At 67.9% G+C, this 24,296-nt stretch carries 26 protein-coding genes; 12 read left to right on the forward strand and 14 right to left on the reverse strand.

Going from position 1 to position 24,296, the window contains the following annotated elements; all coding sequences use genetic code 11:
- Positions 1 to 41 precede the first annotated feature (41 nt).
- Genes ACX1DX_RS14385 through ACX1DX_RS14400 form a run of 4 tightly spaced genes read right to left on the reverse strand, consistent with a single transcriptional unit; the run spans position 42 to position 3,857 of the window.
- On the reverse strand, positions 42 to 899 hold the full coding sequence (locus ACX1DX_RS14385; protein WP_076059843.1) for an iron ABC transporter ATP-binding protein: 858 nt from the start codon (positions 897 to 899) through the stop codon (positions 42 to 44).
- Positions 896 to 1,891, reverse strand: a complete 996-nt coding sequence (locus ACX1DX_RS14390; protein ID WP_459397129.1) for an iron chelate uptake ABC transporter family permease subunit — start codon at positions 1,889 to 1,891, stop codon at positions 896 to 898. Before ACX1DX_RS14390 ends, ACX1DX_RS14385 begins: the two co-directional genes overlap by 4 nt.
- Positions 1,888 to 2,907, reverse strand: coding sequence for an ABC transporter permease (locus ACX1DX_RS14395; RefSeq protein WP_459397130.1), 1,020 nt, complete (start codon positions 2,905 to 2,907; stop codon positions 1,888 to 1,890). Before ACX1DX_RS14395 ends, ACX1DX_RS14390 begins: the two co-directional genes overlap by 4 nt.
- Positions 2,904 to 3,857: a siderophore ABC transporter substrate-binding protein gene (locus tag ACX1DX_RS14400; protein ID WP_459397131.1), complete on the reverse strand. Its 954-nt coding sequence runs from the start codon at positions 3,855 to 3,857 to the stop codon at positions 2,904 to 2,906. The genes ACX1DX_RS14395 and ACX1DX_RS14400 overlap by 4 nt, the downstream gene beginning before the upstream one ends.
- Positions 3,858 to 4,101: 244 nt before the next feature.
- Between ACX1DX_RS14400 and ychF the strand changes: the two genes are divergently transcribed.
- The 3 genes from ychF to ACX1DX_RS14415 all read left to right on the forward strand — a co-directional run bounded on the left by ychF (position 4,102) and on the right by ACX1DX_RS14415 (position 6,420).
- Positions 4,102 to 5,175 carry a redox-regulated ATPase YchF gene (gene ychF, locus ACX1DX_RS14405; protein WP_459397132.1) on the forward strand — a complete coding sequence of 358 codons (1,074 nt, stop codon included), beginning with the start codon at positions 4,102 to 4,104 and terminating at the stop codon, positions 5,173 to 5,175.
- Between the two features lie 206 nt (positions 5,176 to 5,381).
- On the forward strand, positions 5,382 to 5,807 hold the full coding sequence (arr, locus tag ACX1DX_RS14410) for an NAD(+)--rifampin ADP-ribosyltransferase (RefSeq protein WP_459397133.1): 426 nt from the start codon (positions 5,382 to 5,384) through the stop codon (positions 5,805 to 5,807).
- A gap of 118 nt (positions 5,808 to 5,925) precedes the next feature.
- Positions 5,926 to 6,420 carry a mycothiol transferase gene (locus ACX1DX_RS14415; RefSeq protein ID WP_459397134.1) on the forward strand — a complete coding sequence of 165 codons (495 nt, stop codon included), beginning with the start codon at positions 5,926 to 5,928 and terminating at the stop codon, positions 6,418 to 6,420.
- Between the two features lie 45 nt (positions 6,421 to 6,465).
- On the opposite strand, the gene ACX1DX_RS14420 is transcribed toward ACX1DX_RS14415, so the two are convergent.
- Positions 6,466 to 6,807, reverse strand: a complete 342-nt coding sequence (locus ACX1DX_RS14420) for a YciI family protein (protein WP_459397135.1) — start codon at positions 6,805 to 6,807, stop codon at positions 6,466 to 6,468.
- Between the two features lie 136 nt (positions 6,808 to 6,943).
- Between ACX1DX_RS14420 and ACX1DX_RS14425 the strand changes: the two genes are divergently transcribed.
- Positions 6,944 to 7,285, forward strand: coding sequence for a hypothetical protein (locus ACX1DX_RS14425; RefSeq protein WP_459397136.1), 342 nt, complete (start codon positions 6,944 to 6,946; stop codon positions 7,283 to 7,285).
- Between the two features lie 96 nt (positions 7,286 to 7,381).
- Entirely contained in the window at positions 7,382 to 7,813 is a 432-nt protein-coding gene (locus ACX1DX_RS14430) for an OsmC family peroxiredoxin (protein WP_182762063.1), read from the forward strand.
- Between the two features lie 16 nt (positions 7,814 to 7,829).
- Here ACX1DX_RS14430 and ACX1DX_RS14435 read toward each other — a convergent pair whose 3' ends face one another.
- Positions 7,830 to 8,234, reverse strand: coding sequence for a hypothetical protein (locus tag ACX1DX_RS14435; protein ID WP_459397137.1), 405 nt, complete (start codon positions 8,232 to 8,234; stop codon positions 7,830 to 7,832).
- Between the two features lie 303 nt (positions 8,235 to 8,537).
- Here ACX1DX_RS14435 and ACX1DX_RS14440 point away from each other — a divergent pair, with 303 nt between their 5' ends.
- Positions 8,538 to 9,998 (forward strand): HNH endonuclease signature motif containing protein, encoded by a 1,461-nt coding sequence (locus ACX1DX_RS14440; RefSeq protein ID WP_459397138.1) that lies wholly within the window; start codon positions 8,538 to 8,540, stop codon positions 9,996 to 9,998.
- 73 nt (positions 9,999 to 10,071) lie between these two features.
- On the opposite strand, the gene ACX1DX_RS14445 is transcribed toward ACX1DX_RS14440, so the two are convergent.
- The 4 genes from ACX1DX_RS14445 to ACX1DX_RS14460 all read right to left on the reverse strand — a co-directional run bounded on the left by ACX1DX_RS14445 (position 10,072) and on the right by ACX1DX_RS14460 (position 18,182).
- Positions 10,072 to 10,626 (reverse strand): hypothetical protein, encoded by a 555-nt coding sequence (locus tag ACX1DX_RS14445; RefSeq protein ID WP_459397139.1) that lies wholly within the window; start codon positions 10,624 to 10,626, stop codon positions 10,072 to 10,074.
- Between the two features lie 99 nt (positions 10,627 to 10,725).
- Positions 10,726 to 14,934, reverse strand: coding sequence for an isocitrate lyase/phosphoenolpyruvate mutase family protein (locus ACX1DX_RS14450; protein ID WP_459397140.1), 4,209 nt, complete (start codon positions 14,932 to 14,934; stop codon positions 10,726 to 10,728).
- A gap of 43 nt (positions 14,935 to 14,977) precedes the next feature.
- Positions 14,978 to 16,567 carry a malate synthase gene (locus tag ACX1DX_RS14455; protein WP_459397141.1) on the reverse strand — a complete coding sequence of 530 codons (1,590 nt, stop codon included), beginning with the start codon at positions 16,565 to 16,567 and terminating at the stop codon, positions 14,978 to 14,980.
- A 211-nt stretch (positions 16,568 to 16,778) separates the two neighbouring features.
- Positions 16,779 to 18,182, reverse strand: coding sequence for a short-chain fatty acyl-CoA regulator family protein (locus ACX1DX_RS14460; protein WP_182762053.1), 1,404 nt, complete (start codon positions 18,180 to 18,182; stop codon positions 16,779 to 16,781).
- Between the two features lie 170 nt (positions 18,183 to 18,352).
- Between ACX1DX_RS14460 and ACX1DX_RS14465 the strand changes: the two genes are divergently transcribed.
- On the forward strand, positions 18,353 to 18,523 hold the full coding sequence (locus tag ACX1DX_RS14465; RefSeq protein ID WP_459397142.1) for a hypothetical protein: 171 nt from the start codon (positions 18,353 to 18,355) through the stop codon (positions 18,521 to 18,523).
- Between the two features lie 15 nt (positions 18,524 to 18,538).
- Here the strand turns inward: ACX1DX_RS14465 and ACX1DX_RS14470 are convergent, their stop codons facing one another.
- A complete protein-coding gene (locus ACX1DX_RS14470) occupies positions 18,539 to 18,961 on the reverse strand; it encodes an iron chaperone (RefSeq protein WP_459397143.1) in 423 nt (140 codons plus the stop codon).
- 81 nt (positions 18,962 to 19,042) lie between these two features.
- On the opposite strand from ACX1DX_RS14470, the gene ACX1DX_RS14475 reads away from it, so the two are divergent.
- From ACX1DX_RS14475 to ACX1DX_RS14485, 3 genes are all read left to right on the forward strand, one after another.
- Positions 19,043 to 19,168, forward strand: coding sequence for a hypothetical protein (locus ACX1DX_RS14475; RefSeq protein WP_459397144.1), 126 nt, complete (start codon positions 19,043 to 19,045; stop codon positions 19,166 to 19,168).
- Between the two features lie 230 nt (positions 19,169 to 19,398).
- Positions 19,399 to 19,605: a cold-shock protein gene (locus tag ACX1DX_RS14480; protein ID WP_076059814.1), complete on the forward strand. Its 207-nt coding sequence runs from the start codon at positions 19,399 to 19,401 to the stop codon at positions 19,603 to 19,605.
- Between the two features lie 157 nt (positions 19,606 to 19,762).
- Complete coding sequence (locus ACX1DX_RS14485) at positions 19,763 to 20,548, forward strand: enoyl-CoA hydratase/isomerase family protein (protein ID WP_459397145.1); 786 nt, start codon at positions 19,763 to 19,765, stop codon at positions 20,546 to 20,548.
- A gap of 21 nt (positions 20,549 to 20,569) precedes the next feature.
- On the opposite strand, the gene ACX1DX_RS14490 is transcribed toward ACX1DX_RS14485, so the two are convergent.
- Genes ACX1DX_RS14490 through ACX1DX_RS14500 form a run of 3 tightly spaced genes read right to left on the reverse strand, consistent with a single transcriptional unit; the run spans position 20,570 to position 22,355 of the window.
- On the reverse strand, positions 20,570 to 21,124 hold the full coding sequence (locus ACX1DX_RS14490) for a peroxiredoxin family protein (protein ID WP_459397146.1): 555 nt from the start codon (positions 21,122 to 21,124) through the stop codon (positions 20,570 to 20,572).
- Positions 21,121 to 22,053, reverse strand: a complete 933-nt coding sequence (locus ACX1DX_RS14495) for a cytochrome c biogenesis CcdA family protein (protein WP_459397147.1) — start codon at positions 22,051 to 22,053, stop codon at positions 21,121 to 21,123. Before ACX1DX_RS14495 ends, ACX1DX_RS14490 begins: the two co-directional genes overlap by 4 nt.
- Positions 22,053 to 22,355, reverse strand: coding sequence for a glutaredoxin (locus tag ACX1DX_RS14500; RefSeq protein ID WP_459397148.1), 303 nt, complete (start codon positions 22,353 to 22,355; stop codon positions 22,053 to 22,055). The genes ACX1DX_RS14495 and ACX1DX_RS14500 overlap by 1 nt, the downstream gene beginning before the upstream one ends.
- A gap of 120 nt (positions 22,356 to 22,475) precedes the next feature.
- Here ACX1DX_RS14500 and ACX1DX_RS14505 point away from each other — a divergent pair, with 120 nt between their 5' ends.
- Complete coding sequence (locus tag ACX1DX_RS14505) at positions 22,476 to 23,183, forward strand: response regulator transcription factor (RefSeq protein WP_459397149.1); 708 nt, start codon at positions 22,476 to 22,478, stop codon at positions 23,181 to 23,183.
- A complete protein-coding gene (locus tag ACX1DX_RS14510) occupies positions 23,180 to 24,295 on the forward strand; it encodes a sensor histidine kinase (protein WP_459397150.1) in 1,116 nt (371 codons plus the stop codon). The genes ACX1DX_RS14505 and ACX1DX_RS14510 overlap by 4 nt, the downstream gene beginning before the upstream one ends.
- The last annotated feature ends 1 nt before the right edge of the window (position 24,296 follow it).

Raw genomic sequence — 24,296 nt, forward strand, 5'->3', positions numbered from 1 at the left:
CCCGGCGGTCCGCTCGGCGTGTCCCTCTGGAGCCGAGCAGCTCAGCCCGCGTTGAGCACCAGCGGCACCGGGGCGCCCACTTGGCGGTCCAGGCAGCAGCCCTCCCGTTGGGACCGGTGGCAGTTGTTGCACGTCGGGATGGGCAGGTAGAAGTGCGCGATGGGCCGGCCCTGGAACTCGCCCACCTCGATGTCCAGATCGAACACCTCACGCAGGAGCCCGGGGCGCACGATCTCGGCCGGCGTGCCCACGGCATGGATTCGGCCATGCTTCATGGCGACGATCTGGTCCGCCCAGCAGCTGGCGTAGTTGATGTCGTGCAGGACGATGACGACGGTCTTGCCCAGCTCGTCGGCGGCGCGGCGCAGGGTCTGCAGCATGCCGTGCGCGTGGGACACGTCCAGGTTGTTGAGGGGCTCGTCGAGCAGCACGTACTCGGTGTCCTGCGCCAGCACCATCGCGACGAACGCGCGCTGCCGCTGGCCTCCGCTCATCTCGTCGAGGAAACGGTTCCGGAGGTCCTCGAGGCCCATCCAGCGGATGGCCAGGTCGATGGCCTCGTGGTCGGCCTTCGTGTGCCGACCGCCGCTGTGGGGGTAGCGCCCGAAGCCGACGAGGTCCGTGACGGTGAGCCGCGACTGCACGTCGTTGTTCTGCCGCAGGATGGCCAGCCGCTTGGCCAGTTCCCTTGAGTCGGCCTTCGCCACGTCGAGGTTCCCCACGGTGATCTCGCCCGTGTCTGCGCCGAGCAGGCGGGCGACCATCGACAGCAGGGTGGACTTGCCCGCACCGTTGGCGCCCACGATGGCGGTCAGACCGCCGCTGGGCAGCGACACCGACACGTCGTCGACGACGACCGACTTGCCGTAGCGCTTGGTGACGTCCTTGACCTCGATCATGACTGTGCAGCCTTCCTGATGACGAGCCAGATGAACGCGATGCCACCGGCGAATTCGATGATGACGGAGAGCACGGTGCCCAGCCCGAACACCTGCTCCAAAATGGCCTGGCCGGCCACGATGACGCCCACTCCGAGCAGCCCCGCCATCGGCATGGTGTAGGCGTGCTTGCCGGTGCCGGCGACCTGATAGGCCACGGCCGCCACGATAAGGCCGAGGAACGTGATGGGCCCGACCAGCGCCGTCGACACCGACACCAGCAGCGTGGCGACGAGGAGAACCGTGCGGACGGTGCGGTGGTACGGGACACCCAGCGACACGGCGGCTTCGCGGCCGAGCGTGAGGACGTCGAGCGTGTTGCGTGCGCGCCACAGCCACCAGGTGCAGGCAGCGACGACGGCGAAGCCCACCCAGATCAGTTCCGGGTTGACGGCGTTGAAGGAGGCGAACAGGTTGCCCTGCAGCACCAGGTAGCTCGTGGGGTCCAGCATCCGGCTGATCAGCGAGGAGAACGAGCGCAGGATCGCGCCCAGTACCAGACCGGCGAGCACCACGAGGTAGACGGAGCGGCCCTTGCGGCCGAACAGCAGGCCCGTGAGCGCCATGGCTGACGCCAGCATGAGCACCAGCGTGATGGCGAACATCGTGTACGGCCCGACGGCAGAGACGAAGGTGACCCCCAGCAGGAAGATCAGCAGCGTCTGGATGAAGGCGTACAGGGCGTCGAGGCCCAGGATCGACGGGGTGAGCAGCCGGTTGTTGGTCACCGTCTGGAAGGCCACCGTCGCCACCCCTGTGGCCCAGCCCACGAGCACCATCGCGGCCAGCTTTCGGCCGCGGAACGGCAGGATGAACTCGAGGTTGCCGGCCGCGTTGATCGTGACGAAAGCGACGGCCGCCACCAGGCAGAAGGCGACGGCGAGCCAGAGGCGGGCGCCGGGGCCGACCTGGCGTCGGACCTTGGTGTTCGGGACGAAGGCGACGTTGGTCATCTGGCGGTCCTCATCTTGCCGGTGAGCAGCAGCGCCAGGAAGACGGTGCCGCCCAGCACGCCGGAGATGGTGCCTACGGGGATCTCGTAGGGGTAGTTGATGGTGCGCGCGAGGAGGTCGCAGACCAGCACGAAACCGGAGCCTGCGAGGGCCGTCCAGGCGATGTTGCGGCGCAGGTTGTCGCCGCGCCACATGGCGATGAGGTTGGGGATGATCAGGCCCACGAAGCCGATGGCCCCGACCACCACCAGGGTCACCGCGGACGCCACGGCGACGATGCCCAGGCCGAGGTTGAGGGTGGTCTTGTAGGACAGGCCCAGCGAGGTCGCCTGCTCCTCCCCGAGCGACGCGACGGTGAAGCGGTCCGAGAAGACCCACAACACGACGCCGACGATGGCCAGCAGCCAGAGCAGTTCGTAGCGGCCGCGCAGCACGCCGGAGAAGTCCCCCTGCATCCAGATGCCGAGGCTCTGGAGGAGGTCGAACCGGTAGGCGACGAATGTGGTGCCGGCGGAGATGACGCCGGCGAGCATGATGCCGACGAGCGGCACCGCGACGATGGGCGCGCGGGGCGGCAGGGCCCGGACGAGGCGGACGAACACGGCGGTGCCGGCCAGCGCGGTGACCACGGCGATGAGCATCTTCACCCACAGCGGCGCGGAGGGGAACAGCATCACCGCGATGAGGATGCCCACGCCCGCCGACTCGGAGGTGCCCACCGTTGTGGGTTCGACGAACCGGTTGCGCACCAGCAACTGCATCAGCAGGCCGGAGAGTGCGAGGGAGGCGCCGGCCAGCAGCACGGCGACGGTGCGGGGAATGCGGGACGCGAACAGGTTCAGCACCTGTTGGTCTGTGGCCTGCGCCGAGACGAAATACCAGGGGGAGAGGTCAGCGACGCCGACGAACAGCGAGACCGCCGCCAGCACGAGAAGCGCGGCGAGCCCGCCGACCCATCCCCGGTTCATGGGACGGGTGGCGGGCTGACGCGTGGTGCGCAGGGCGGCGACGCTCACAGCTCGGCAGCCACCTGGTTGATCATTTCGACGGCGTTGTTGGCGCCGTGGATCAGGATGTACCAGCGCTGGCCCTCGAGGTACACGACGTCGTCGTTGCTCCAGGCAGAGGTGGTGGCCACCAGTTCGTTGTCGAGCACCTGTTCGGCGGCGGCACCCTCTTCACCGATGGCGGCGTCGCGGTCCACGACGAACAGCAGATCGGGGTTGGCCTGCTGGATGGCCTCGAAGGAGATGGCGTCGCCGTGGGCCTCGGCCTCGACGTCGGAGATGGTGGGCTCGATGCCCAGGTCGTTGAACAGGGCGTTGTAGCGCGACTGGGTGCCGTGCGCCGACACCTTGCCGCCGGAGGTCATGAGAACCATGGCGTTCTTGCCCGCGGGCACCTTGTCCTTGGCGGCGGCGATGGCCTCCTCGAGCTCCTTGAGCTCGGCCTCGGCCTGCTCCTGGGTGCCGGTGGCCTCGGCGAGGATGTCGGTGGCGTAGGCGACGCCGTCGTAGAAGCTCTTGGAGTAGTCGTAGGTGATGTCGATCGTCGGCGCGATCTTGCTCAGCTCAGGTACCTGCTTCGCGGAGCGGAAGCCCGCGACGATGAGGTCCGGCTGCAGGGAGGCGATGACCTCGAAGTTGGGCTCCTGGAGCGTGCCGACGTCCTTAGTGGAGTCGGTGTTGAAGGAGCTCACAGCGTCGGGGAAGGCCCCGCCCTTGGGAACGCCCACGACCGAGCCGCTGACGCCGAGCGCGTCCAGGGTGTCGAGGGCGCCGAAGTCGAGGACGACGATCTTGCTGGGCGTGCCGTCGAGTTCAGCGGTGCCCTGGGTGTGGGCCACGGAGATCGCCTGACCGGAGGTCTCGTCTGCGGCGGGGGCTGTATCGGGGGTGCCGCACGCCGTGAGGGCGAGGGCGCCGGCGGCTGCGGTGGCGGCGAGGAGGCGCAGAGTCTGCTTCATCTGTGTCTTTCAGTAGTAGCTGTCGGTGTCGCGACTTAGGCAACCCTAACCAAGCTATTAACGCTACGCAAACGTGGCCAAAATGCGGACACGTGGTGCGGCGGCATTGTGAAGTTGTGCAGCGGACTTGCTGCACAACTCAACTCTGCTGGGGGTCCGTCTCGCGCCCGGGCTGCCCGAGACGGGGGCTCCAGCGGTGCGCGGCATTCGGTCGCCTCAGCGCGGAGCGGTAAGCTGCGCTCTCGTGGCACTCACCATTGGAATCGTCGGTCTCCCCAACGCCGGCAAGTCGACCCTGTTCAACGCACTGACCCGCGCGGAGGTGCTCGCGGCGAACTACCCGTTCGCGACGATCGAGCCCAACGTCGGCATGGTCGGTGTCCCGGATCCGCGGCTCGCGGAGTTGGCGAAGGTGTTCGGCTCCGAGCGGCTCGTGCCGGCTGTCGTCAGCTTCGTCGACATCGCCGGCATCGTGAAGGGCGCCTCGCAGGGTGAAGGCATGGGCAACGCGTTCCTCGCCAACATCCGCGAGGCCGACGCCATCTGCCAGGTCACCCGCGTGTTCGACGACGTGGACGTCACCCATGTCGACGGCAAGGTGGACCCCGCCTCCGACATCGACACCATCTCCACCGAGCTGATCCTCGCCGACCTCGCCACGGTCGAGAAGGCCCTGCCACGCATCGAGAAGGAGGCGCGGATCAAGAAGGATGCGCAGCCGAAGCTCGAGGCCTTCAGGGCCGCGAAGGATGCCCTCGAATCGGGCCAGGGCGTCCGCGCCGCGGGCCTCGACACTGAGGAACTCTACGAACTCCACCTCCTCACCGCGAAGCCGTACCTCTACGTGTTCAACTGCGACCAGGACGAACTGGGCGACGAGGAACTCAAGGCCAGGATGCGCGCCATCGTCGCCCCGTCCGAGGCGATCTTCCTCGACGCCAAGTTCGAGTCCGAGCTGGTCGAGATGGAAGAGGACGAAGCTCGCGAGTTCCTCGCCGAGATGGGCGTGGAGGAGCCGGGCCTCGACGTGCTGGCCCGCGTGGGCTACGACACCCTCGGCCTGCAGAGCTACCTGACCGCCGGCCCCAAGGAGGCCCGCGGCTGGACGATCAAGAAGGGCGCCACCGCGCCCGAGGCTGCCGGTGTGATCCACACCGACTTCCAGAAGGGCTTCATCAAGGCCGAGGTGGTCAGCTTCGACGACCTGATGGCCGCCGGCTCGATGAACGCGGCCAAGGCCGCCGGCAAGGTCCGCCTCGAGGGCAAGGACTACATCATGGCCGACGGCGACGTCGTCGAGTTCCGCTTCAACGTCTGATTCGCCATGACTCCCAGATATGACCGGGGAGCGGGCGACCGGGAGTGCTGACGAAGTGGCCTGGCCCGCTGGCATTCGCGACTCGATGACGTGCGCCGCGCCGTCGACCAGCTTCCACCGCGGAATGGCTCGGGGGATTCTTCGCGGAGGTGACGAGCGCCCAAGAGCCGGCTCTTGGCACGGTGGCGTCGTGGCACACTCAGGTTGTGGATACGTCGGAGGAGTCGCAACCCACCCGGTACTACCACGGCACCCGAGCGGTGCTGTCTCCCGGTGACTTGGTCACCCCGGGGCGCCCCTCGAACTACCGGGCCGAAGTGACCATGAACCACGTCTACTTCACCGCGCGGCTCGACGGCGGTGGCCTGGCGGCCGAGATCGCCGCGATGCTCGGTCCCGTGGGCGCCGAACCGCGCGTGTATCTTGTGGAGCCGACCGGTCCTTTCGAGGACGATCCGAACGTCACCGACAAGAAGTTCCCCGGCAACCCGACGCTGTCCTACCGCAGCGCGGCTCCGCTGCGCGTCATCGAGGAGATCACCGGCTGGACCCGTCTGGGGCCGGATGAGCTCGACGTGTGGCGCAAGCGGTTGAGGGAGATGCGGGAGTCGGACGCGGAGATCATCAACTGACCGGACACGTGCGCGCGCCGGAACTCGGTGGAGATCCGGGTGATCGTCTACCGTGATTGTGGCGTAGCAGCGCCGTGCGGCAGCGGGCGTGTGACGCTATGAGGTGAAGGAGGGTGATATGGCTGGCATCACTGCCCTGGATGCGAGTGCCGGTACCGAGCGCGAGGTCCTTCTCGCCTTCCTCGGTGAGCATCGCCGACTCGTCCGCGAGACGGTCCTCGTGCTGACCGACGAGGAGGCGAGGCGAAGGTTGGTGCCGTCGCTGACGACGCCGATGGGCCTGCTCAAGCACGCAGCTTTCGTCGAAACGGCCTGGTTCCCTTGTCGCTTCGGTGGCCTGACCCGCGCAGAAGCGGGAATTCCGGAGACGGTGGACGAGAGCTTCACCCTGGAGCCGGATGACACGCTTGCGCGACTTGCGCGCAATCACGAGCTGGCTGTTGCCGCAGCTGACGAGGTCATCGGTCAATGGGGACTCGACGACCGCTGCACGCACCCCGTCATGGGGGAGCTCTCGCTCCGCTGGGTGCTGAACCACTGCATCCGCGAGTTGGCCCAGCACGCCGGGCACGCTGAGATCCTCGTCGAACAGATCATGGCCGAACGGGCCTGACCGCTACCGGTTCGACTGTTCACTCCGGGCCATGCGGCGACTGCCTCACTTGATCTGCCGGACCTCCTGGGGCCAGCCACAGGCAGCAGCGACCTTGCCGGCCCACATTTTCGCGGCCTCCTCGTCCGCGACATCAATGATCGTCAGTCCGCCGAGAAACTCGCTGGACGACCCGTATGGCCCGTCGTTGATCTCGACCGTGCCGCTCGTCGCGTCTGCGCTCCACGCCTCGTCGATGTTCTCCTCGAGCCCGCCGGCGAACACGTAGACGCCAGCGTCCTTCATCTCGTCCACGACCGCGTTGGCGAGGGGTCCGCGGCTGGCGAACCACTCCTCGCTGTGGTCGCCCACCCATTGCTGGTTGAAGTAGATGATGTAGTGGCTCATCGTGGCTCCCTATGTCAGTGGCGCGGTGCCGCACCGACTTTCGCCGACGATACGACGGTGGCCTGAGGCGATGTCAACAGCGGCCTTTGCCACGACAAGTCCGTGACTTCCCCGGACAACCGGTTCACACTGGAGTATGGACCGGGAAATCTATGAGGTGCAGGAGCGGATCTTCGCCCTGCTCATGATCCGTCTGGACCGGTTGATCCAGCGGCGCATCCCGGTTCGCAACGTGTCCCCGGGCCCGGTGCAGCGGACGGCCAGGCTCCAGTTCGCCGACGGCGCCACGCTGCTGGTGCGTTCCCAACGTTCCGGCAGTAGTGCCGCCGTCATGCATGCCATCCTTGAGGGACGCTCCGTACTCCTCGAGGCCTGGCAATGGCAGGACGACGGCCTCGTGCTCACCCTGGCGGCCCCGGTCCGGCGTCGGATGATGCGCCACTGCCTGATCCTGCTGGGGGCAGATCAGCCTGACTAGTGGCATCAGCCGGACCGCCACAGTGAGCGCATCGACGGGGTAGCGTGGCAGGCAAACCGGGTCAACCGGCCGCCGATCAACGAAAGAGGAGCGATCATGCCCAACCCCGTCGTCAGCAAGGCCAGCACCGTCTGGAACGGTGACCTGTTCACCGGCAAGGGAACCACCACCCTGGACAGCTCCGGCTCCGGCAGCTTCCCGGTGGAGTGGAACGCCCGCGCCGAAGGTTCGGATGTCACCACGACGCCCGAGGAACTCCTGGCCGCAGCGCACGCCACCTGTTTCTCCATGGCGTTCTCCAACGAACTGAAGAAGAACGGCACCCCGCCCACGGAGATCACGACGAACGCCGAAGTCAGCTTCGTGGCCGGCACCGGCGTCACCGGGATTCACCTCATCACGAACGTGCAGGCCGAAGGTCTGGATGAGGAGACCTTCCAGACGATCGCGAACGGCGCGAAGGAGAACTGCCCCATCAGCCAGGCGCTGAAGGCCGTTGAGATCACCCTCGAAGCAACCCTCGCCTGAGGCCCGGCGAGGCGGCTCAGGCCGCCGGCCGGTGCTCCCAGACCTCGCGCAGGTCTGCACTGTAGAAGCCGAACAGTTGAACGTGATGCTTCGCCAGTTCGGCGCGTGCGGTCTGGAGCCACCGGTCGGCGACCTCGGGTTCGATGGGTCTGCCCGCCGATAAGGCCACCACCACGCCCGGCACCGCCAGGTGCTCGAACAGACGGAACAGCCCTACCCGTTCATCGGCAGTCATGTACCAGTCGATGTCGCTTATCACCACGGGTTGCAGGGCATGCCCCTCGTCATCGCAGATGAGGAGCAATGCGGAGTTCTGCCGCCGGTCGGAATCCTTGAGGAAAAGGTCGACAACGTCGACGGCGAGGGTGGTGTCCGTCAGCGGAAGCGCGGACCATTCTTGGGGGAGATCGTGAAAGCTCATGGGTCCATCGTGTGGGAGTACCCGTGGCACTAGCGGCTCCGTTGGCGGGCTGTGGATAACTCTTCATATCAATCGTGCGGCTGGCGTCCGGTCGAGCGCGATTCCTGGGCTACCCCCTGCGGCTGCTCCGCGGTTTCCTGAGCCAGCGGCCTGTGGTCGAAGGATCGACGCCGGTCGTGACGCCCACCCCGCTCATCGGCCACGTGGCGACGGCGAATTGTCAGAGGTCAGTGCTAGCACAAGTTGCTTCTGACAATGCGTTTTCCCTTGTTTTAGACCGTGCGTTCCCTTAGAATAGTTCACATGAGCGAAGCGCGGGAACTGATGCAGCAGGGTATCGCTGCGCTCTGGGACGCCGCAGGCTCACTCCGCACTGATTCACCGGCCGCAGAACGGTTGGGCCACATGGTGCACACCGTCACCGAGGCCGAGGCCCAACTGGCCGGGCTGCGTCTCCACCTCCTGCACGAAGCCCGCCTCTCCGCCGCCGACGCAGTCGTCGACGAGGTCCGCCAATCCGTGCGCACCACCACCGGTCAGGCCACCGCCTCGCTGAAGCTCGCCATGGATCTCGGGGAACGGTTCCCGCTGATCGCGGCGGCGTTGAACGACGGGGTCATTTCGCTGGCGCAGGCCGAGGCGATCGTCTCGGGGCTGCGGAAGCTGCCCGGCCGGTTGACCCGCGCGGATCTGGTGGAGTGCCAGAGGTCGGTGCTTGAACACGTGGACACGCTGGGGCCTTCGGAGTTGCGGGAGTTGGCGTCGCGGCTGGTCGAGGTGATCGATCCTGACCTGGCGGAGTCTGACGACGCGAAGCGTCTGGCAGCCGAAGAGCGGGCCGCTCGCAGGGGAAGGTTCCTGCGCCTTTCGCCGGACCATCACGGCTCGATACGGATCACCGGCCTGCTGCCGGTGGCGGATGCCGCGTTGTTGGCGGCGCAGCTGGAGGCGTTGCTGCCGTCGGCCTCCTCCTACGCGGACGCGGGCGAAACGCCCGGGCCGGATGTACGACGCGCCGACGCCCTGGTGCTGCTGGTCCAGGCCGCGGCCGCGTCCGGCGAGCTTCCGGCCCATGGCGGAGACCGGCCCCGGGTCCACATCACCATGAAACTCGACACCCTCACCACCGGGCTGGGAGCGGTCGGGTTGCCGGGCCTGGACGTCGACGGCCTCACCCCAGCCGAAGCCCGACGCCTCTCCTGCGACGCGGGCGTGATCCCCATGGTGCTCGGCACCAGCTCCCAGCCCCTCGACGTCGGCCGCGAGCATCGGCTGTTCACCCCCGCCATCCGGGCCGCCCTGATCTTCCGTGACGGGGGCTGCGCGTTCCCCCACTGCACCGCCACACCGGCCTCGTGTGAGGCGCACCACATCGTCCCCTGGTGGGCAGGCGGTCAATCCTCACTCGCCAACGGCGTTCTCCTCTGCCCGCACCATCACCGGCTGGTCGAACCAGACCCACAACAGTCACCCGAATCGCAGTGGCAGGTCCACCTCGACCCGGACACCGGAAGGGCATGGTTCACCCCACCCCGACATGTCGATCCGGCGCGCAGACCCAGGCAACACCCACGACACCTGCTGCGCGAACTCACCCCGTCAGCCAAGGCACCACCCTGCCCAGATGAGTCCGGAATCGCTGAACAGGTCAGCACCCAAGCTGATGTGGAGGAACCTGACTTCCGCCGGCTCGACGAACTCCTCGAACGCAGCGCGGCCGTCTGGCACCGAGACCGGAGCGACCCGCTTCCCGTTCCATCCTGACCGGGGCGCGAAATTGGGTCGTCGGCCCTTCGGCCGGCCCCAGAGCGACCCGCTCAGGACACGGCGCCGCCGATCAGCGGTATCCCGGGTAGAAACCGTAGCCGGAGCGGTTCACGACATCGTGGGCCTGATCCACCATCTCCTGTATGAAGCGGTCCACGAGATTTCTTCGCCGGATAGCGCTGGCGCACTCATCCATCAGCCGACCGGTCGGTGTATGTTTCCCGGCCTGGAAAAGAGCGGCGGCCACCAGGAGCAGTTCATTGTCGTGGAGTCCCGGAATGCCCGTGAGCTGGTCCGGTGGGTGGACGTGGTTGATCACGGGACGCGGAGGGGGGAGTGCGGCCAGGTGAGATTCCCAGTCGTAATGGTCGTCTGAGACGAGGTGCTTGTGCAGTTGCGCGAGCACGCGCTCGCCGGGGGCGCCACGCTCCGCCATGGGGAGCAGCCGTTTGACCCTGCCCAGGACGGCCTGACTCGTTCGCCCGAGTGCCTGGCAGAGCTCGTCGATCACGGCGCCCTGCCGGCAGAGCGTGACCATGGTGCGGTAGTCGTCGTCGGTCCAGGGCTCACCCCGGCGGTCGGGTGCGGATGATGGAGGGACTGGATGCAGATTGCTCATCGACATGCCCTGATCTTCGCTGCGGGCGGGGCCAGGCCGTCAAAGTTATCCACAGGAGGGGCCGTGCGACACGTGCCGCACGGCCCTCCCCGTTGAAACGGGTAATCAGGCGTTCACGTCGGCCCGGGAGATCAGGTCCGACATCTCGCCGCTGTTCGGCGCGGTCAGGTCAGCCATCCGCTCCTTGCTGACCCGCGCGACGATCATGTTGCCCAGTTCAGTGGCGACGTCGGAGTACAGGCCCTGGGCCTTCATCCGCTCGCACTGGGCGGCGTTGGCTTCCGTGGGCGAGACGTAGTGCACAGCGTCGGCCTTGAAGCGCTGGATCATGTATAGGTGCACCAGCATCGAGAGGCGCTTCTTGCGGAGGTTGTCGTCGAAGGTGTTCTGGTCGCGCACCGAGATGAAGGTGCGTCCGTGGCGGTCGTTGATGGGGGCGAACACGATGTTGTGCACCTTGTCGTCCGGCCCGCGGTAGACCGCCAGTTCCAGCAGTTCGGGTGCCTCCCGGCTGGGCCGCAGGCTCGCCTGCAGCGGTGCCCCGAGCCCGTTGAACTCAGCCCACTCGGCCAGCCAGTCTTCGAGGACCTTCTTCGGCAGTTCGGTCTGCACCAGGTGCTGGGTCTGGGTGGAGCCCTTGCCCATCGCCTTGGTGGTGGCGGTGCGTGCCGAGCAGGCGGCCAGCGCCGCGTCGAGACGCGGGCCGCCGACATGGGTCTGCGGCGTCCGGTACGGCGACTCCAGCAGCCTGATCCGGCGCTGCACCTTGGCGAGGGCCAGCATGCCGTCGTGCATGAGCGCGGAGGCGAACTCCTCGCCGGCCAGACCGTCGATCTGGTGCCCGCCGTAGGTGATGAAGTTGAACACGAAGCCCACAGCTCCCAGTTTCGCCGGGAACTCGCGCATCTCGTCGTCGGTCATGCCGGTGGAGTCCCAGTTGAACGATGGCGACAGGTTGTAGGCGAGCATCTTGTCGGGGAACACCTCGTGCATCGCCCTGGCGAAGTGCTCGGCCTCCCTGATGTCGGCCGAAGCCGTCTCCATCCAGATGATGTCCGCGTAGGGCGCCACGCTCAGCGACTTGCGGATGGCGTACTCGATACCCCCGCGCACCTGGTAGAAGCCTTCGGGGGTGCGGGCGACGTCGGCGTTCCAGTAGAAGTCGATGCCTAGCTCGCGCGCCTTGTCACGCACCATCCAGAAGGAGGCATCCGCCGCGAACTCGCGCCACTCCTCCTCGCTGATCGGCAGGTCTGCGTCGTCGGCGGCCAGCAGTTGGAGCCGGTTCGCCACGGCCTCCCCGATGGTCATCAGGCCGGCTGCGGCCTCCCACAGGCCCACCATGTCGTTGACCAGGCCGTCGTAGGTCTCATCGACGATGGGCTCGGCTGCGCCCACGAGCCGGGTGGCCGCCTGCCCTGCCTTGGCCATCAGGCCGTTGTGCTCCAGCCACTCGTCGGCCGCGGCGTACTCCTCGTCGGTGATCGTGTAGAGCTGGAAGCCGGACAACACCTTCGTGCCCGCCGTGTGCATGGCGCGCATGAGCGCAAGGGTGACGAGCTTGTACGACGGGATGGACGGATTGGTCGCGCCCAGGACGAAGGGGTGGTCGCGCTCGTCACCGTTGTTGTCGAGGAGGGTGGCCGCTTCGGCGTCGGTGCGGGCGACGATGAGGCCCGGCACGCCCATGATGTCGAGCTGGAACCGCGCCGCGTTGAGACGCTTGATCTGCTCGTCGACCCCCACGAGCACCTTGCCGCCCTGGTGGCCGCACTTCTTCGTGCCGGGGCGCTGGTCCTCGATGTGGTAGCCCGTCACGCCCACCTCGACGAAGCGGCGGATGAGGTTGCGCACGTGGGCGTCGCCACCGTGGCCGGTGTCGGCATCGGCGATGATGAACGGCCGGTAGTCGACGGGGGCGGGGGCCACCGCGAGGTCCTCTGGGCGCATGCGGGCCCGTAGGTAGGTCTGGTTGCGGTCAGCGGTCAGCAGCGCGCGCACGATGCCGGCCGCCTCGTCGGGAACCTGCGAGAGGGGGTAACTGGCCAGGTCCGCGCCCGGGTCCTCGGTGACCGATCCCTTGGCCGAGGTGGCCCAACCGCCCAGGTAGATGCCCTCCATGCCCATGCGCTTCATGGTCACGGCCTGGCTGGGGGAGTAGGGGCCGAACGTGGTGATCGACTTCTTCTCCGAGAACAGCTCGCGCAGCCGCGTGTGGAAGGCGGCGGCGTTGTCGCGGGCGATCGGGTACGCCGTGGGGATGGTGCCGCGCTGCTCCGCCACCTGGCGGGCCGAGTAGAGCCGCTTGATTCCGGCGAAGCGGTCGCCGTCCATGTACTGCTGGATGTCGGTGGCGGTCTGATCGATGGTCATGTCAGGTCCCTCGTTGGTTGACGTGATGGGATGGTCGGTGGGCGTCGGCGCTGCGGCCAGATCGAGGTTCCAGGTGATGCGGGTGCCGTCGTCGGCGAACGCGGTGAGGTACCGCTCGATCCGGGCCTCGGCCTCGCGCAGGTCGTGGTTGTTGAGGTTGAGGTTGAGCAGATCGATGTACCAGGGCGCCTTGACCGGGTACGTGACGTAGGCGCGCACGATCTCCCGCGCGATGGGCAGGGTCGTGGTCTTCGACACCTTGTGGACGTCTCTGGCATCCGCGGCGACGAGCTTGCGATACTCCTCGTCGAGCAGCCGTTCGAACAGTTCCGCGGTCATCGGATCCCCGGCCCTGACGCCGGTCTCGTCGTCGTCGGCGGTGAACGTGGCGCGCTTGTGCAACCACTCCCACAGCACCGAGAGGCGGATCTCGCCCGTGGCCGCGTCCTCCATCAGGTAGAGCACGCTGTCGTCGCCGAAGAAATCCGCAGGCTTGAGCGCCGCGGCCTGGAACCCCTGGCCGAACGCGTTGCCGTACTGGAGCCCCACGCTCAGGAGGTCGCGGGCGCCGCGGACGGTGCGGGGCGCGTCCTCCAGCTGGGTCAGGGCACGGGCGTCCTCGGCGGTGTAGGTCAGCGCCGGGAACTCGCGCCCGAGCTGGTTGTCGTCGCCGACGCGTTCCCAGACCGGCCGCATGATGTGCACCATCTTCCAGTGGGCCACCCACTTGCCCGAGGCGCCCTCGCGCTGCTCGCGCTCGCCGCCGGCCACCGCCCTGGTCATGGCCGTGGCGACCCCCTCCTCGCTGCCGACGGGGATGTTGGGCTCCATCCCGCCCTGCCAGAGCGAGAAGTTGCCTGCCGCGTCGGGCGTGTTGACGGCCCTGCGGACGCGGTCCTCGTAGGCGCGCATGTAGGCGTACGTCATGGTGATGGCGTCGATGTTGGGGTTGGTGAACTCAGGATCCCAGGCCATGGCGTCGGAGACTGAGTTGATGTAGTCCCAGCGGCCGGTGTTGAAGCCGACGAAGTGGAGGCCGAGCGCCGCCCGGATCTCCATCAGCTGGAAGGAGGCCTCCACCTGCTCCACCAGCACGTAGCCGAGGATGGTGCCCCGGGTGAGGCCCAGATGGTCCTCGAGCGCGTCCATCAACCGGCCCCAGTGGGCGGCCTCGGCAGCGGTCTGGATCTTGGGCAGGTACAGCACGATCGAGCGACCCTGCTCAGCCAGGTTGCGGTGGTTGTGCACGACGTAGAGCACCAGATCGGTGATGCTGGCCGAGAAGCCCCGGCCGTCGTCGTGTGTGAGGTGGCGGTCGTCCAGGTGGAGTCCGCGGCAGCGGAAGATCCGCGTGGTGAACTCCAACTGCTCCCGCCAGTCGCCGATGATCTCTCGGACGAGGAAGCCGCGCGCCCACTCATTCATCTCGCCGGCGACCTGCTCGGCCACGTCGAGGAACTGCGGATCGTTGGCCACCATGAGGCGCAGGTTGCGCTGGGCGTCGAGAGACATGAACCTGGTCTGGCCGAGGGCGTCCTCGCCGTCGAACATCCAGCCGTCGGCGCCGGACAGCAGGGCGTAGGCGACGTTGCGCAGCCCGGACGCGACGCTCGCCTGCGGCTTCGTGCTCGGCCCTGTGCCTTGGATCCACTGCCGACGCAGGTCCGCGGGAATCACCGGGCCGGTGAAGCGGCCGGCGCGCGCATCGGCGACGGTGATCCCGGTGCCCTCGATGACGGAGTCCTCAGCCAGGAACTCCAGGGGTTGCCGCTCGTTGGCGCGTGTGGTCCGGCGCTGGATGCGGCGGTCCATGAGCTCAGCGCGCTGGGTGTCCAGCCCGGCGAGCGCCTCGAGGGCGGCCACGGCTTCCGGGGTGTAGACGTCCGGGTAGGCGGCAAGAGCCGCGGGGTTGATGCGAATGGTGGTCTGCACGGTCGACATTGACGGGTGCTCCTTCTTTTCTGGACGGGGTGATCGGGGGAGGTCAGGCGTCGAGGAGGTAGCGCCGGTAGGCGTGTTCGGTGACCGACGGGGGCAGGACCTCGCCCAGGGCTCCGAACTCGACGAGGTGGCGGATCGCTGCGAGCCGGCCGTCGTGGCGGGAATCGTCGTCGGCGCTGAGCGCCTCGAGTTCCCGGTCCAGGGCGTCGACCAGCACGTGCCGGGTGACGGGCAGTCCGTCGTCGCTGGTGACCCCGGTCCGGGACCACTGCCACAGTTGGGCCCGCGCGATCTCGGTGGTGGAGGTCTCCTGCAGCAGGCCGTCGACGGCGATCTCGCCGCGGCCGTCGAGCCAGGCGTCGAGGAACCGGACCAGGACGGCCATGTTCGCCGCGATCCCATCGGCCGTGACGGGGCCGGGCTCCTCCAGGGTGAGCAGGTGCTCCGAGGTGACGCCGGGGTCGTCGAGCTTGGCCTCGAGCTGGTGGGGCCGGCTGGCCAGGACGCCGGCGTAGGCCTCGCGGCACGTGCCGATCAGGTCCACCTGCGCGACCCAGGAGCCGTCGAAACCGCGGCGGGCGTCGCTCTCCTTGGCGGCTCGGACCTGCTCCGAGGAATCCACCTCGTCCGTGGTCGTGGCGGTGAGCCCGCCGAGGGCATGGGCCCCGCGTCGGTGCGCCGTGTGGACCAGCAGGTCGAAGAAGGCCTGCAGGTGACCGGCGTCGAAGGTGATGTCCCGGCGGTCCGGCAGCTGGAAGCTGGCATCCCCGCCGAGCTGCTTGATGATGCTGAAGATGTAGTCCCAGCGGCCCGCAGCGAGGCCCGCCGCGTGCCCGCGCAGTTCGAAGAGGATCTCGTCCATCTCGAAGGCTGCGGTGATGGTCTCGATGAGGACCGTCGCGCGGATGCAGTTGGCCGGCAGCCCCAGTGAGGCCTCGGCGAAGTCGAAGACGTCGTTCCAGAGGCGGGCCTCCAGGTGGGTTTCGAGCTTCGGCAGGTAGAAGTACGGGCCACGGTCCTGCTCGAGCAGCGGGGCCGCGTTGTGGAAGCAGTGCAGTGCGAAGTCCACGAGGCTCGCGGGGACTGGCTCGGAGTCGACCTTGATGTGGCGCTCGAGGAGGTGCCAGCCCCGCGGGCGCAGGACGACGGTGGGGCCACCCTCCGCCCGGATCCCGGGCAGGCCGCCCGCCACCGTGGCCTTGAGGTTGAGGTGGCCGGTGATGATGTTGGCCCAGGTGGGGCTCGTGGAATCCTCGAAGTCGGCGATCCAGACGTCGGCGTCCGAGTTGAGCGCCTCGATGCAGGAGGCTGCATCCACCGGGCCGCTCAACTCGACGACGCGACGCTCGAGGCCGGGGGCCGGCGCCGGGACCGACCAGTCGTCGTTGCGGATCGCGGTGGTCTCGGGCAGGAAGCCGAGGGTGTCGCGGCGGGTGGTGCGGCGGAAGCGGGCATCCAGAAGAGCTAGGCGGCGCTTGCTGAACTTGCGGTGGAGGGCACGGATGAATTCCAGCGCCTCGGGGGGGAGAAGGCTTTCATCTCCGGGGACCGGATCCCCGACCACCGACAGGTGGTATCCCGCGGAGGGCGTCGTTGCCTGGAGACGGTTTGGCTGGGATGGGTTCGTGAACATGTCGATAAGCATCCGGTGCGCCCTGAGGAGGCCACAAGGGTGCCGATTCGCCAAGTATCGAAAACCACAAATGCCGTGTCTGTGAAGTCAGTGAACTTAGGCACCGCTGCGTCGGCGGTTGAGAACGCTCACACCACCTGCGCAATCAGCTCCTGGCTAGGTCCTGTCCTCACCTCCACGTGCGAAGAACCGCCAAGCCGGAAGCGACGCCTCAGGTTGACAGTGGGTACGGAGCGAAGCTACTGCGTGACTCGTCGACGCGCAGCGCCAGCCCGACGGGAGGGGTGGCCCGCTGGATGCAGCGGGGCCGGTCGCACGTCCGGCAGCCGGGGCCGATGGGCACCACGTCCGGCTCGATGAGGTCGAGGCCGAGGCTGTAGATGAGCCTGCCCGCCTGCCGCAGTTCGCAGCCGAGCCCGATCACGAAGGTCTTGGCGGGGCTACCGTAGCCACCCCGACGGTGGGTGACCGTGCGGGCGATCCACAGGTAGCGCTGACCGTCGGGCATCTCCGCCACCTGCACCTTGACCTGGCCAGGCGAACTGAACGCTTCGTAGATGTTCCACAGGGGGCAGGTACCGCCGTCGCGCGAGAAATGGAAGCCCGTGGCCGACTGGCGCTTAGAGACGTTCCCGGCCCGGTCGACGCGGATGAAGATCAGGGGGACGCCGCGCATCCCGGGTCGCTGCAGCGTGCTGAGACGGTGCGCGGCGGTCTCGTAGCCCACGTCGAAGTGCTCGGCCAGTTCCTCGACGTCGTAGCGGAGCCTCTCCGCGCGCCGGAAGAACTCCGTGTACGGCAGCACCAGTGCCGCCGCGAAGTAGTGCGCCAGACCGATCCGCGCGAGGGTCCGGCTCGTTTCGTCGGGCCATTCGACGGTGGTCAGCGCCTCGTCCAGCAGGTGCTCGGCCTCGAGGTAGGCCAGTTGCGTCGCCATCCGGAAGGCCTGTTGCCCTTGGCGCAGATCCGGGGCCAGGACGAGCGTGCGGTGCCGCTCGTCGTAGGCGTGCATGTCCTGGGCGAGCCCGCCACGGTCGATGGTGACCTGCACCCCATGGACCGTCTCCAGGTGGGAGCGGAGTTGGTGCATCAGGTCGCCGCCTCGGTGCCCCACAGCCTTCGCGAGTCGCTCGGCGGTACGGTCGAGCGCGTTGAAGTAGTTGAGGTGCTTGTCGAAGAACTCCAAGACCCTCTCGTGCGGCATCAGCGCCAGCCGTCCGCCGGCGCGCGCCGTGTCCGATTCCACGAGGGTGACGGCATCGCGGTACCCGCGGTGGAGACGGACGATGGCCTCGGTGACCTCAGGCATGGTGCGGGCGATCTGCTGCAGGTCGCTCAACGGGAGGGTGCGTGCCTCGTCGTCGGAGGATTCGCGCAACGCCTCCCGCAGTTGCGCCAACTGGCGCGCAGTGTCACGCGGGGAGAAGTACGACGGATCGATGCCGAACAGTTCCGTCAGACGGACGAGGACCGTGACGGTCAGCGGCCGGGTGTCGTGCTCGATCTGGTTGAGGTAGCTGGGGGAGATCACCAGCACGCGCGCGAGCTCCACCTGGGACAGCCCGCGCTCCTCGCGCAGTCTCCTCAGGCGTGCACCACCGAACACCTTCTCCATGTCGACACGCTAGCGTCCCGCGTCTCCCGCGTTGGCAGAATTGGCAACCTGTGGCTGGCGCTGCCAACTGGCCACCCGGGGCGGGGGATTGCCGTCGGCTTCCCGGCCGCGGCCCTGCGGGAACGGGGAGTAGATTTCGTCCTCGGAGGTGCGGCGTGGATCGCTGGTGGATGGTTCTCTCGATTGCGGCAGGGGTGTTCCTCGTGGCGTTCGGCGGTCTCGTGGTCATGGCTGGCCAGGCCGACGACTCACCCGGCCTGGGCGGGCTGGGTCTCATCACCGTCGTCATCGGCGCGGTGTTGCTCGTGCGCACGCTGCAGGGACACTTCCGTCGACGCTGACCCCGTCGAACGGGCTCAGCCTCCCGTCGTCAGCAGGGCTGCGAAGACCCGGGCCAGCAGTTCCCGGGGGAGGGGCTCGTCCAGCGGGAACCAGAGCGTGCCCTTGCCGCGTCGGTAGGGCTTCAGCTCCGCCTGCAGGGCGCTGTCCTTCGGCACGGGGTAGACGCCGATGTGATCGCGCCACCCCGAGATGAACCCGTAGGCCCGTTTCGTGCCCGCCGGGCGGTAGCCGATGATGTCGTAGCTGAGCACCTCCTGCGCCTCAGGGGCAACCTCGCGGACCAGTGCCCTCAACTCGTCCAGATGGGGACGGGCGGCGTGCGGCACCGAGGCCAGGTATTCGTCGACGAGATCCTCCGCCTCCCCGCGACGACGCGCGTCCAGGCCGTCGAGGAAGTCCGGCACCGGAGTGGTGGTGGGTCGGGTCTTGTTCTCCATACCCACACGCTAAGCCACGGTCGGCGAGGAGAATCGTGATTGGCGAACGCGGCGTGCGTCACACGCGCACGAGGAGCAGCAATGAACCCGGGAATGGCCTGGCAGGGCTACTTCGTGGACACGGAGGGCAGCGTCTTCGGCGTCCACCAGCTCGACGAGACCGCCGGCCTCGACGCCGGGCAGGCCCGGGCGGAGGGCGCGTCCTGACCCGTTCTGGCGGCCATGCAGAGAAGTGCCAGGAATCAAAATCCTCGATTTTGACGCCCGACTCGCCGTTTGGGCCCGAATGAGGCTAAGCTGGAGACCTGCTCGGCAGTAGGTGTTGTACAGCCATTAGGCAATGGTCGTCAGGCCACGCGGTTCCCTCTGAGAAGTGTGACGAGCAGACACCAGTTGTGGTCGAAAGTCGGCCACACAAAGCCAGAAGGGCTTAAGTCATGGCTACAGGTACGGTCAAGTGGTTCAACGGTGAGAAGGGCTTCGGGTTCATTGCACCCGACGACAAGTCGGAAGATGTATTCGTGCACTTCTCGGCCATCAAGTCCACGGGCTACCGGTCGGTAGAAGAAGGAGAGAAGGTCGAGTACGACGTCGAGCAGGGTCCCAAGGGTCTCCAGGCCTCGAACGTCACCGTCCTTCGCTGACGCTTAGAGCTCAAAGGGCCGTTGCCTCCAGGAATGGAGGCAGCGGCCCTTTGTTATTCCACCAGTCTCCCCACCGGAAGGTTGCGACACCGCCTCAAACTCCCTTGACCCGCGTGGGTCTAGGGTTGATCCAGGATCCGACGCAAAGGAGCGTGCCGTGACAGATCCTCTCCTGGTCTCAATCGACGATGGCCTGGCCCATCTCACCCTCAACCGCCCTGAGCGGCTCAACGCCTTCAACGCTGATCTCGCCGAAGCTTGGGAGAAGGCGACGGTCGACATAACCTCGCGCAGCGACGTCGGGGCCATCCTGATCGACGGGGCCGGCCCGGGCTTCTGCGCGGGCGGGGACGTCGTCGACATGGCCACGACCATGGGCTCGCCGTCAGATCTGGAGGAGTTGGCGCACACCATCAACCGGGGGATCCGGGCCCTGACGGAGTCGAGCATCCCTGTGGTGGCTGCCGTCCACGGCGTGACGGCAGGCGGCGGGCTGGGCGTGCTGCTCAGCTCTGACTACGTGGTGGCCGCCGCCGGAGCCCGGATCGGAAGCCGCTACGCGAACATCGGCCTCACCCCTGACCTATCCGTCACAGCGCAGTTGTCCCGCGCCGTCGGCACCCGTCGCGCGCTACAACTCGTGTTGTCAGACCGCATGCTCACCGCCGAAGAAGCGCAGTGCTGGGGCCTGGTCGCCGAAGTGGTGCGGGGCGAGGGATACGCCACCCGCGCGCACGCCGTCGCCCGGAGCTGGCTGGACGGCGCGGCCAGTGCCTACGGCGAGGCGAAGCGACTCATCCGGTCATCGTGCTCGCGGTCCTTCGCGGATCAACTGGACGAGGAGGCCCGCACCATAGCCGCCAGCTTCGGTACGGACGAGGCGCGGGACCGGATCAACGCGTTCCTGCAGGCCAAGACGGATCGGGCGACGCGCGGTTCGTGACCGGCCCGCTGTTCGGACGGCTCAGCTCTTGAGCCGTCCGAGGGCCTCGTCGAGCAGGTCCTGGGGAGCGAGCCACATCGACGGGTAGTTTCCGTACCACCGCTGGACCCCGTCGCCGTCGATGAGCACGAAGCCGTGGCCGGGCAGGCCCGGATGCATGCCCTTGTCGAGGACGTCGTAGGCCTTCGACACCTTCCCGTCATCCAGGAGGAACGGCGTTGTCACGCCGAACTGGTCCATGTCGGCCTGGATCTGCTCAGCCGTGTTCATCACGATGGGCAGCACCTTGATGCCGGCCTCGGCGAAGCCCGCATGCTTTTCGATCTCCGCCATCTGCATCGTGCAGGACCCGCAGCCCGCCCCCTCGTTGAAGTACAGGATCACGGGGCTGGGGCGCAGCTCGCTGAGCGTGACGCTCTCGCCCGTTGTGGTGGTGAGGGTGAAGTCCGGCGCCCGGTGCTCCGTGTCGCCGGATTCCGGGACGGCGGTCCACAGGCCGTAGCCGGTGACGGCGAGGATGACGACGGTCGTCAGCGCGCCGAGCGCCCTGATCCAGACGAGCCTGGGGTCCTTCATCGAAGCTCCTTCGAAGACGTGGCCGGTTCGGCCGGGCAGCAGTCATGGGCCGCCGCGACGGTGTCGCGGCGCCGGGTGCGGTCGCGCAGCGTGGCGACCACGAAGAGGGACACGAGCGCGAGCAGGCCGAGGCCGAGGATCGCCTCCGGAACGGGTGCGGTGATTGCGACCAGCCATGCGAAGCTGTCGCTCAGCCAGGCGCCGAACCCGAGAAGTGGTGCATCTCCGCCGGTCATGTCGTCCGCGCCGGCCTGGCCGATGACCAGGATGCCCATGATGACGAAACCGGTCGCCACGAGCAGATTCACCGTGTTCGTGGAGTAGCTGAGCCGACCGAGCGACAGCTTCACAGGCCGTGCCCTGAGGCGACGCATGCCCTCCGGTCGCTTGTCCCACAGCAACGCCATGACGAAGAGGGGGATGACCATGCCGAACACGTAGGCGGCGCCCAGCAGGAGCCCTCCGGCAGCCGAGCCGGAGAGGGCCGACAGCGTCATGACGCCGGCGAGAACCGGGGCGCAACAACTCGAGGCGATGCCGGAGAAGACGCCGAGGCTGAAGAAGGTGCCGGTGTCGCCGCGTTCGGTGTCCGGCGCCCGTAGGAACGAGGGCATCGACCACATGGCACCTGACAGGGCCAGCGCGCCCAGCCCGATCATCAGGAGGCCGCCCGCCCAGTAGAGCACCACGTGGTATTTCGCGATGGCGCCGGCGATGATGCTGACGCCCATCGTGATGGGCACCAACACGGCGGCCAGGCCCGCCGCGAACACGAACGTGAGGGGGAGTAGACGCCACCGTCGGTTCTTCGCCGCCGCGGCGAGGTAACTGGGGGCGAGGAAGACGATGCAGCAGGGAGCGAACAGAGCCACACCCCCGGCGAGGAACGCGGCAAGGATGCCCCCGGCACCCAGGAGATCGGCGCCCATCAGCGGGCCTCTAGTTCACTGACGAGGCGCGCCAGTTTGCCGCGCGGGATCCGCCCGTCGTGGAACCGCCGCCCCTCGACCAGCGTGAGCGGGAACATCGCCGGCCTGTGCGCGGCGATGAGCGCGGCACCTTCGTCGGAATCGGCGGCCACCGACCTCAGGCGCACGAGGCCCACATCCTGCAGGTCCCGGAGCCGCGCGTGGGCGTCGTCGCAGAAGTGGCAGGCGGGCGCCGTGACCAGGATCACCTCGGCCGGTTCGGTGCCGGCTCGCGGCGCTGCGGTCAGTGCTGTCTCTCTCACCCCTCCAGAGTCGCCTCACGAGGTCAGGAATCGACTCAGGAGAGGTCAAGGTCCGATCAAGGAAACCGGTGGGTGCGCTCAGTCACGTGGCGGGAGGATCATGACCCGGATAATGGCTGCATGACGAACCCGGGAACCCCGCAGATCCTGATCGTGGACGACGAACGTGCGCTCGCCGGCATCGTCGCGTCCTACCTCGACCGTGCCGGCTTCGCGACGTTTCTCGCCCACACCGGGCCTGAGGCGGTGTCGAGGGCGCGGGCGCTGGACCCGGACGTCATCATCCTCGACCTCGGGCTGCCCGGGCTGGACGGCATCGAGGTGTGCCGCGAGGTACGTACCTTCTCTGACTGCTACATCCTGATTCTCACGGCCCGCACCGACGAGGTGGACAAGTTGATCGGTCTCTCGGTGGGTGCCGACGACTACGTCACCAAGCCGTTCAGCCCCCGCGAAGTGGTGGCCAGGGTCAACGCCGTGCTCCGCAGACCGCGTCGTGCCCCGGCGCCGACGGCGGAAGCATCCGAGACCCGGACCTTCGGTGCGCTCCGAATCGACAGTGACGGCCGGGAGGCGTCGGTGGCGGGTGAGGAGGTGCCCCTGACCCGCACAGAATTCGACATCCTCGATGCACTGTCGGCGCGACCCCACCTGGCCATGAGTCGCAGGCAGATCATCGATGAGGTGTGGGGCCCCTCGTGGGTGGGCGATGAGCATGTGGTCGACGTCCACATGGCGAACCTGCGCAAGAAGCTCGCTGATCCACCGGGCGAGCCCCGCTACCTCCTCACCATCCGCGGCGTCGGCTACCGGATGGGGCAGGGATGAGCCGGGCCGCGGTGCTCGGGCGTCTGCGGTGGGGAACCCGTGCCTTCCTCACCCAGGCGATGGTGGTCACAGCGGGGCTCCTCGCCGCGGCACTCGTGGCCGGGGTCGTCGGGCCGCCCCTCTTCCACGGACACCTCCTCCAGCTCGGACACACCGAGGGATCCCCCGAGATGAGGCACGTCGAGCAGGCGTTCATGGAAGCAGGGCTGGCGTCCCTGGGAGCAGGGTTCCTGGTTGCGCTGGGCGTGGCGACCGGCCTGGCCTGGCTGGAGACCCGCAGGCTGCGGCGCCCCTTGGACGAACTCACCGCGGCCAGCGAACGCCTGGAGGTGGGGGACTACCACGCCCGGGTCCCCATCGGCGGCTCCAGCCGCGAGTTCGACGCCGTGGCTGAGGCCTTCAACGCGATGGCCGGACGCCTGGACTCCGTCGAAAGCAGCCGACGACGGCTCCTGTCCGATGTCGCCCACGAACTCCGGACGCCGTTGGCGACGCTGACGGCCGAGTTGGAGGCGCTCACCGACGGCGTGGTCCCGTGGGACGGCGCGAGCCAGGACCTCCTCGCGCTGCAGGCGTCGCGCCTGCGGCAGATCGCAGCCGATCTCGACGATGTGTCCCGTGCCGAGGAGGGTCGCTTCACCCTCGAGACGCAGCCCCAGGCGGTCCGGGACCTGGTGGCCGCCGCCGTCGTTTCACTGGCGCACAGGTTCGAGGAGAAGGGAGTCGCCCTGACCGCTGACGACACGACCGCCGTCGTCCTGGCCGATGCGCAGCGGGTGGGACAGATCCTCGCCAACCTGCTGGGCAACGCACTGCGGCACACCGCAGCCGGCGGGCACGTCACCATCTCGACGGCCGCGCTCCCCGGCAATGTCCAGATCCGGGTCACCGACACCGGAGACGGGCTCACGCCCGACCAGTTGGCCAAGGTGTTCGACCGTTTCTACCGGACGGACACGGCCCGGAGCCGCGATGCGGCCGGCTCCGGCATCGGGCTCACCATCGCCCGGAGCCTGGCCCTGGCGCACGGCGGGTCGCTGACCGCGACCAGTGCTGGGCCTGGACAAGGGTCGACGTTCACGCTCACGCTGCCGGCTGCCGTCGAGGATTGAC

Source organism: Tessaracoccus zhenghani (assembly GCF_054552775.1).

Excerpts from the sequence above, each read along its gene's own strand:
- ACX1DX_RS14465 (WP_459397142.1), top strand. The coding sequence starts at position 18,353 with ATGGTTCTCTCGATTGCGGCAGGGGTGTTCCTCGTGGCGTTCGGCGGT.
- ACX1DX_RS14455 (WP_459397141.1), bottom strand. The coding sequence starts at position 16,567 with ATGTTCACGAACCCATCCCAGCCAAACCGTCTCCAGGCAACGACGCCC.
- ACX1DX_RS14475 (WP_459397144.1), top strand. The coding sequence starts at position 19,043 with ATGAACCCGGGAATGGCCTGGCAGGGCTACTTCGTGGACACGGAGGGC.
- ACX1DX_RS14480 (WP_076059814.1), top strand. The coding sequence starts at position 19,399 with ATGGCTACAGGTACGGTCAAGTGGTTCAACGGTGAGAAGGGCTTCGGG.
- ACX1DX_RS14505 (WP_459397149.1), top strand. The coding sequence starts at position 22,476 with ATGACGAACCCGGGAACCCCGCAGATCCTGATCGTGGACGACGAACGT.
- ACX1DX_RS14495 (WP_459397147.1), bottom strand. The coding sequence starts at position 22,053 with ATGGGCGCCGATCTCCTGGGTGCCGGGGGCATCCTTGCCGCGTTCCTC.
- ACX1DX_RS14400 (WP_459397131.1), bottom strand. The coding sequence starts at position 3,857 with ATGAAGCAGACTCTGCGCCTCCTCGCCGCCACCGCAGCCGCCGGCGCC.
- ACX1DX_RS14430 (WP_182762063.1), top strand. The coding sequence starts at position 7,382 with ATGCCCAACCCCGTCGTCAGCAAGGCCAGCACCGTCTGGAACGGTGAC.
- ACX1DX_RS14415 (WP_459397134.1), top strand. The coding sequence starts at position 5,926 with ATGGCTGGCATCACTGCCCTGGATGCGAGTGCCGGTACCGAGCGCGAG.
- ACX1DX_RS14435 (WP_459397137.1), bottom strand. The coding sequence starts at position 8,234 with ATGAGCTTTCACGATCTCCCCCAAGAATGGTCCGCGCTTCCGCTGACG.
- ACX1DX_RS14460 (WP_182762053.1), bottom strand. The coding sequence starts at position 18,182 with ATGGAGAAGGTGTTCGGTGGTGCACGCCTGAGGAGACTGCGCGAGGAG.
- ACX1DX_RS14490 (WP_459397146.1), bottom strand. The coding sequence starts at position 21,124 with ATGAAGGACCCCAGGCTCGTCTGGATCAGGGCGCTCGGCGCGCTGACG.
- ACX1DX_RS14425 (WP_459397136.1), top strand. The coding sequence starts at position 6,944 with ATGGACCGGGAAATCTATGAGGTGCAGGAGCGGATCTTCGCCCTGCTC.
- ACX1DX_RS14385 (WP_076059843.1), bottom strand. The coding sequence starts at position 899 with ATGATCGAGGTCAAGGACGTCACCAAGCGCTACGGCAAGTCGGTCGTC.
- ACX1DX_RS14450 (WP_459397140.1), bottom strand. The coding sequence starts at position 14,934 with ATGTCGACCGTGCAGACCACCATTCGCATCAACCCCGCGGCTCTTGCC.
- ACX1DX_RS14390 (WP_459397129.1), bottom strand. The coding sequence starts at position 1,891 with ATGACCAACGTCGCCTTCGTCCCGAACACCAAGGTCCGACGCCAGGTC.
- ACX1DX_RS14445 (WP_459397139.1), bottom strand. The coding sequence starts at position 10,626 with ATGTCGATGAGCAATCTGCATCCAGTCCCTCCATCATCCGCACCCGAC.
- ACX1DX_RS14510 (WP_459397150.1), top strand. The coding sequence starts at position 23,180 with ATGAGCCGGGCCGCGGTGCTCGGGCGTCTGCGGTGGGGAACCCGTGCC.
- ACX1DX_RS14440 (WP_459397138.1), top strand. The coding sequence starts at position 8,538 with ATGAGCGAAGCGCGGGAACTGATGCAGCAGGGTATCGCTGCGCTCTGG.
- ACX1DX_RS14470 (WP_459397143.1), bottom strand. The coding sequence starts at position 18,961 with ATGGAGAACAAGACCCGACCCACCACCACTCCGGTGCCGGACTTCCTC.
- ACX1DX_RS14420 (WP_459397135.1), bottom strand. The coding sequence starts at position 6,807 with ATGAGCCACTACATCATCTACTTCAACCAGCAATGGGTGGGCGACCAC.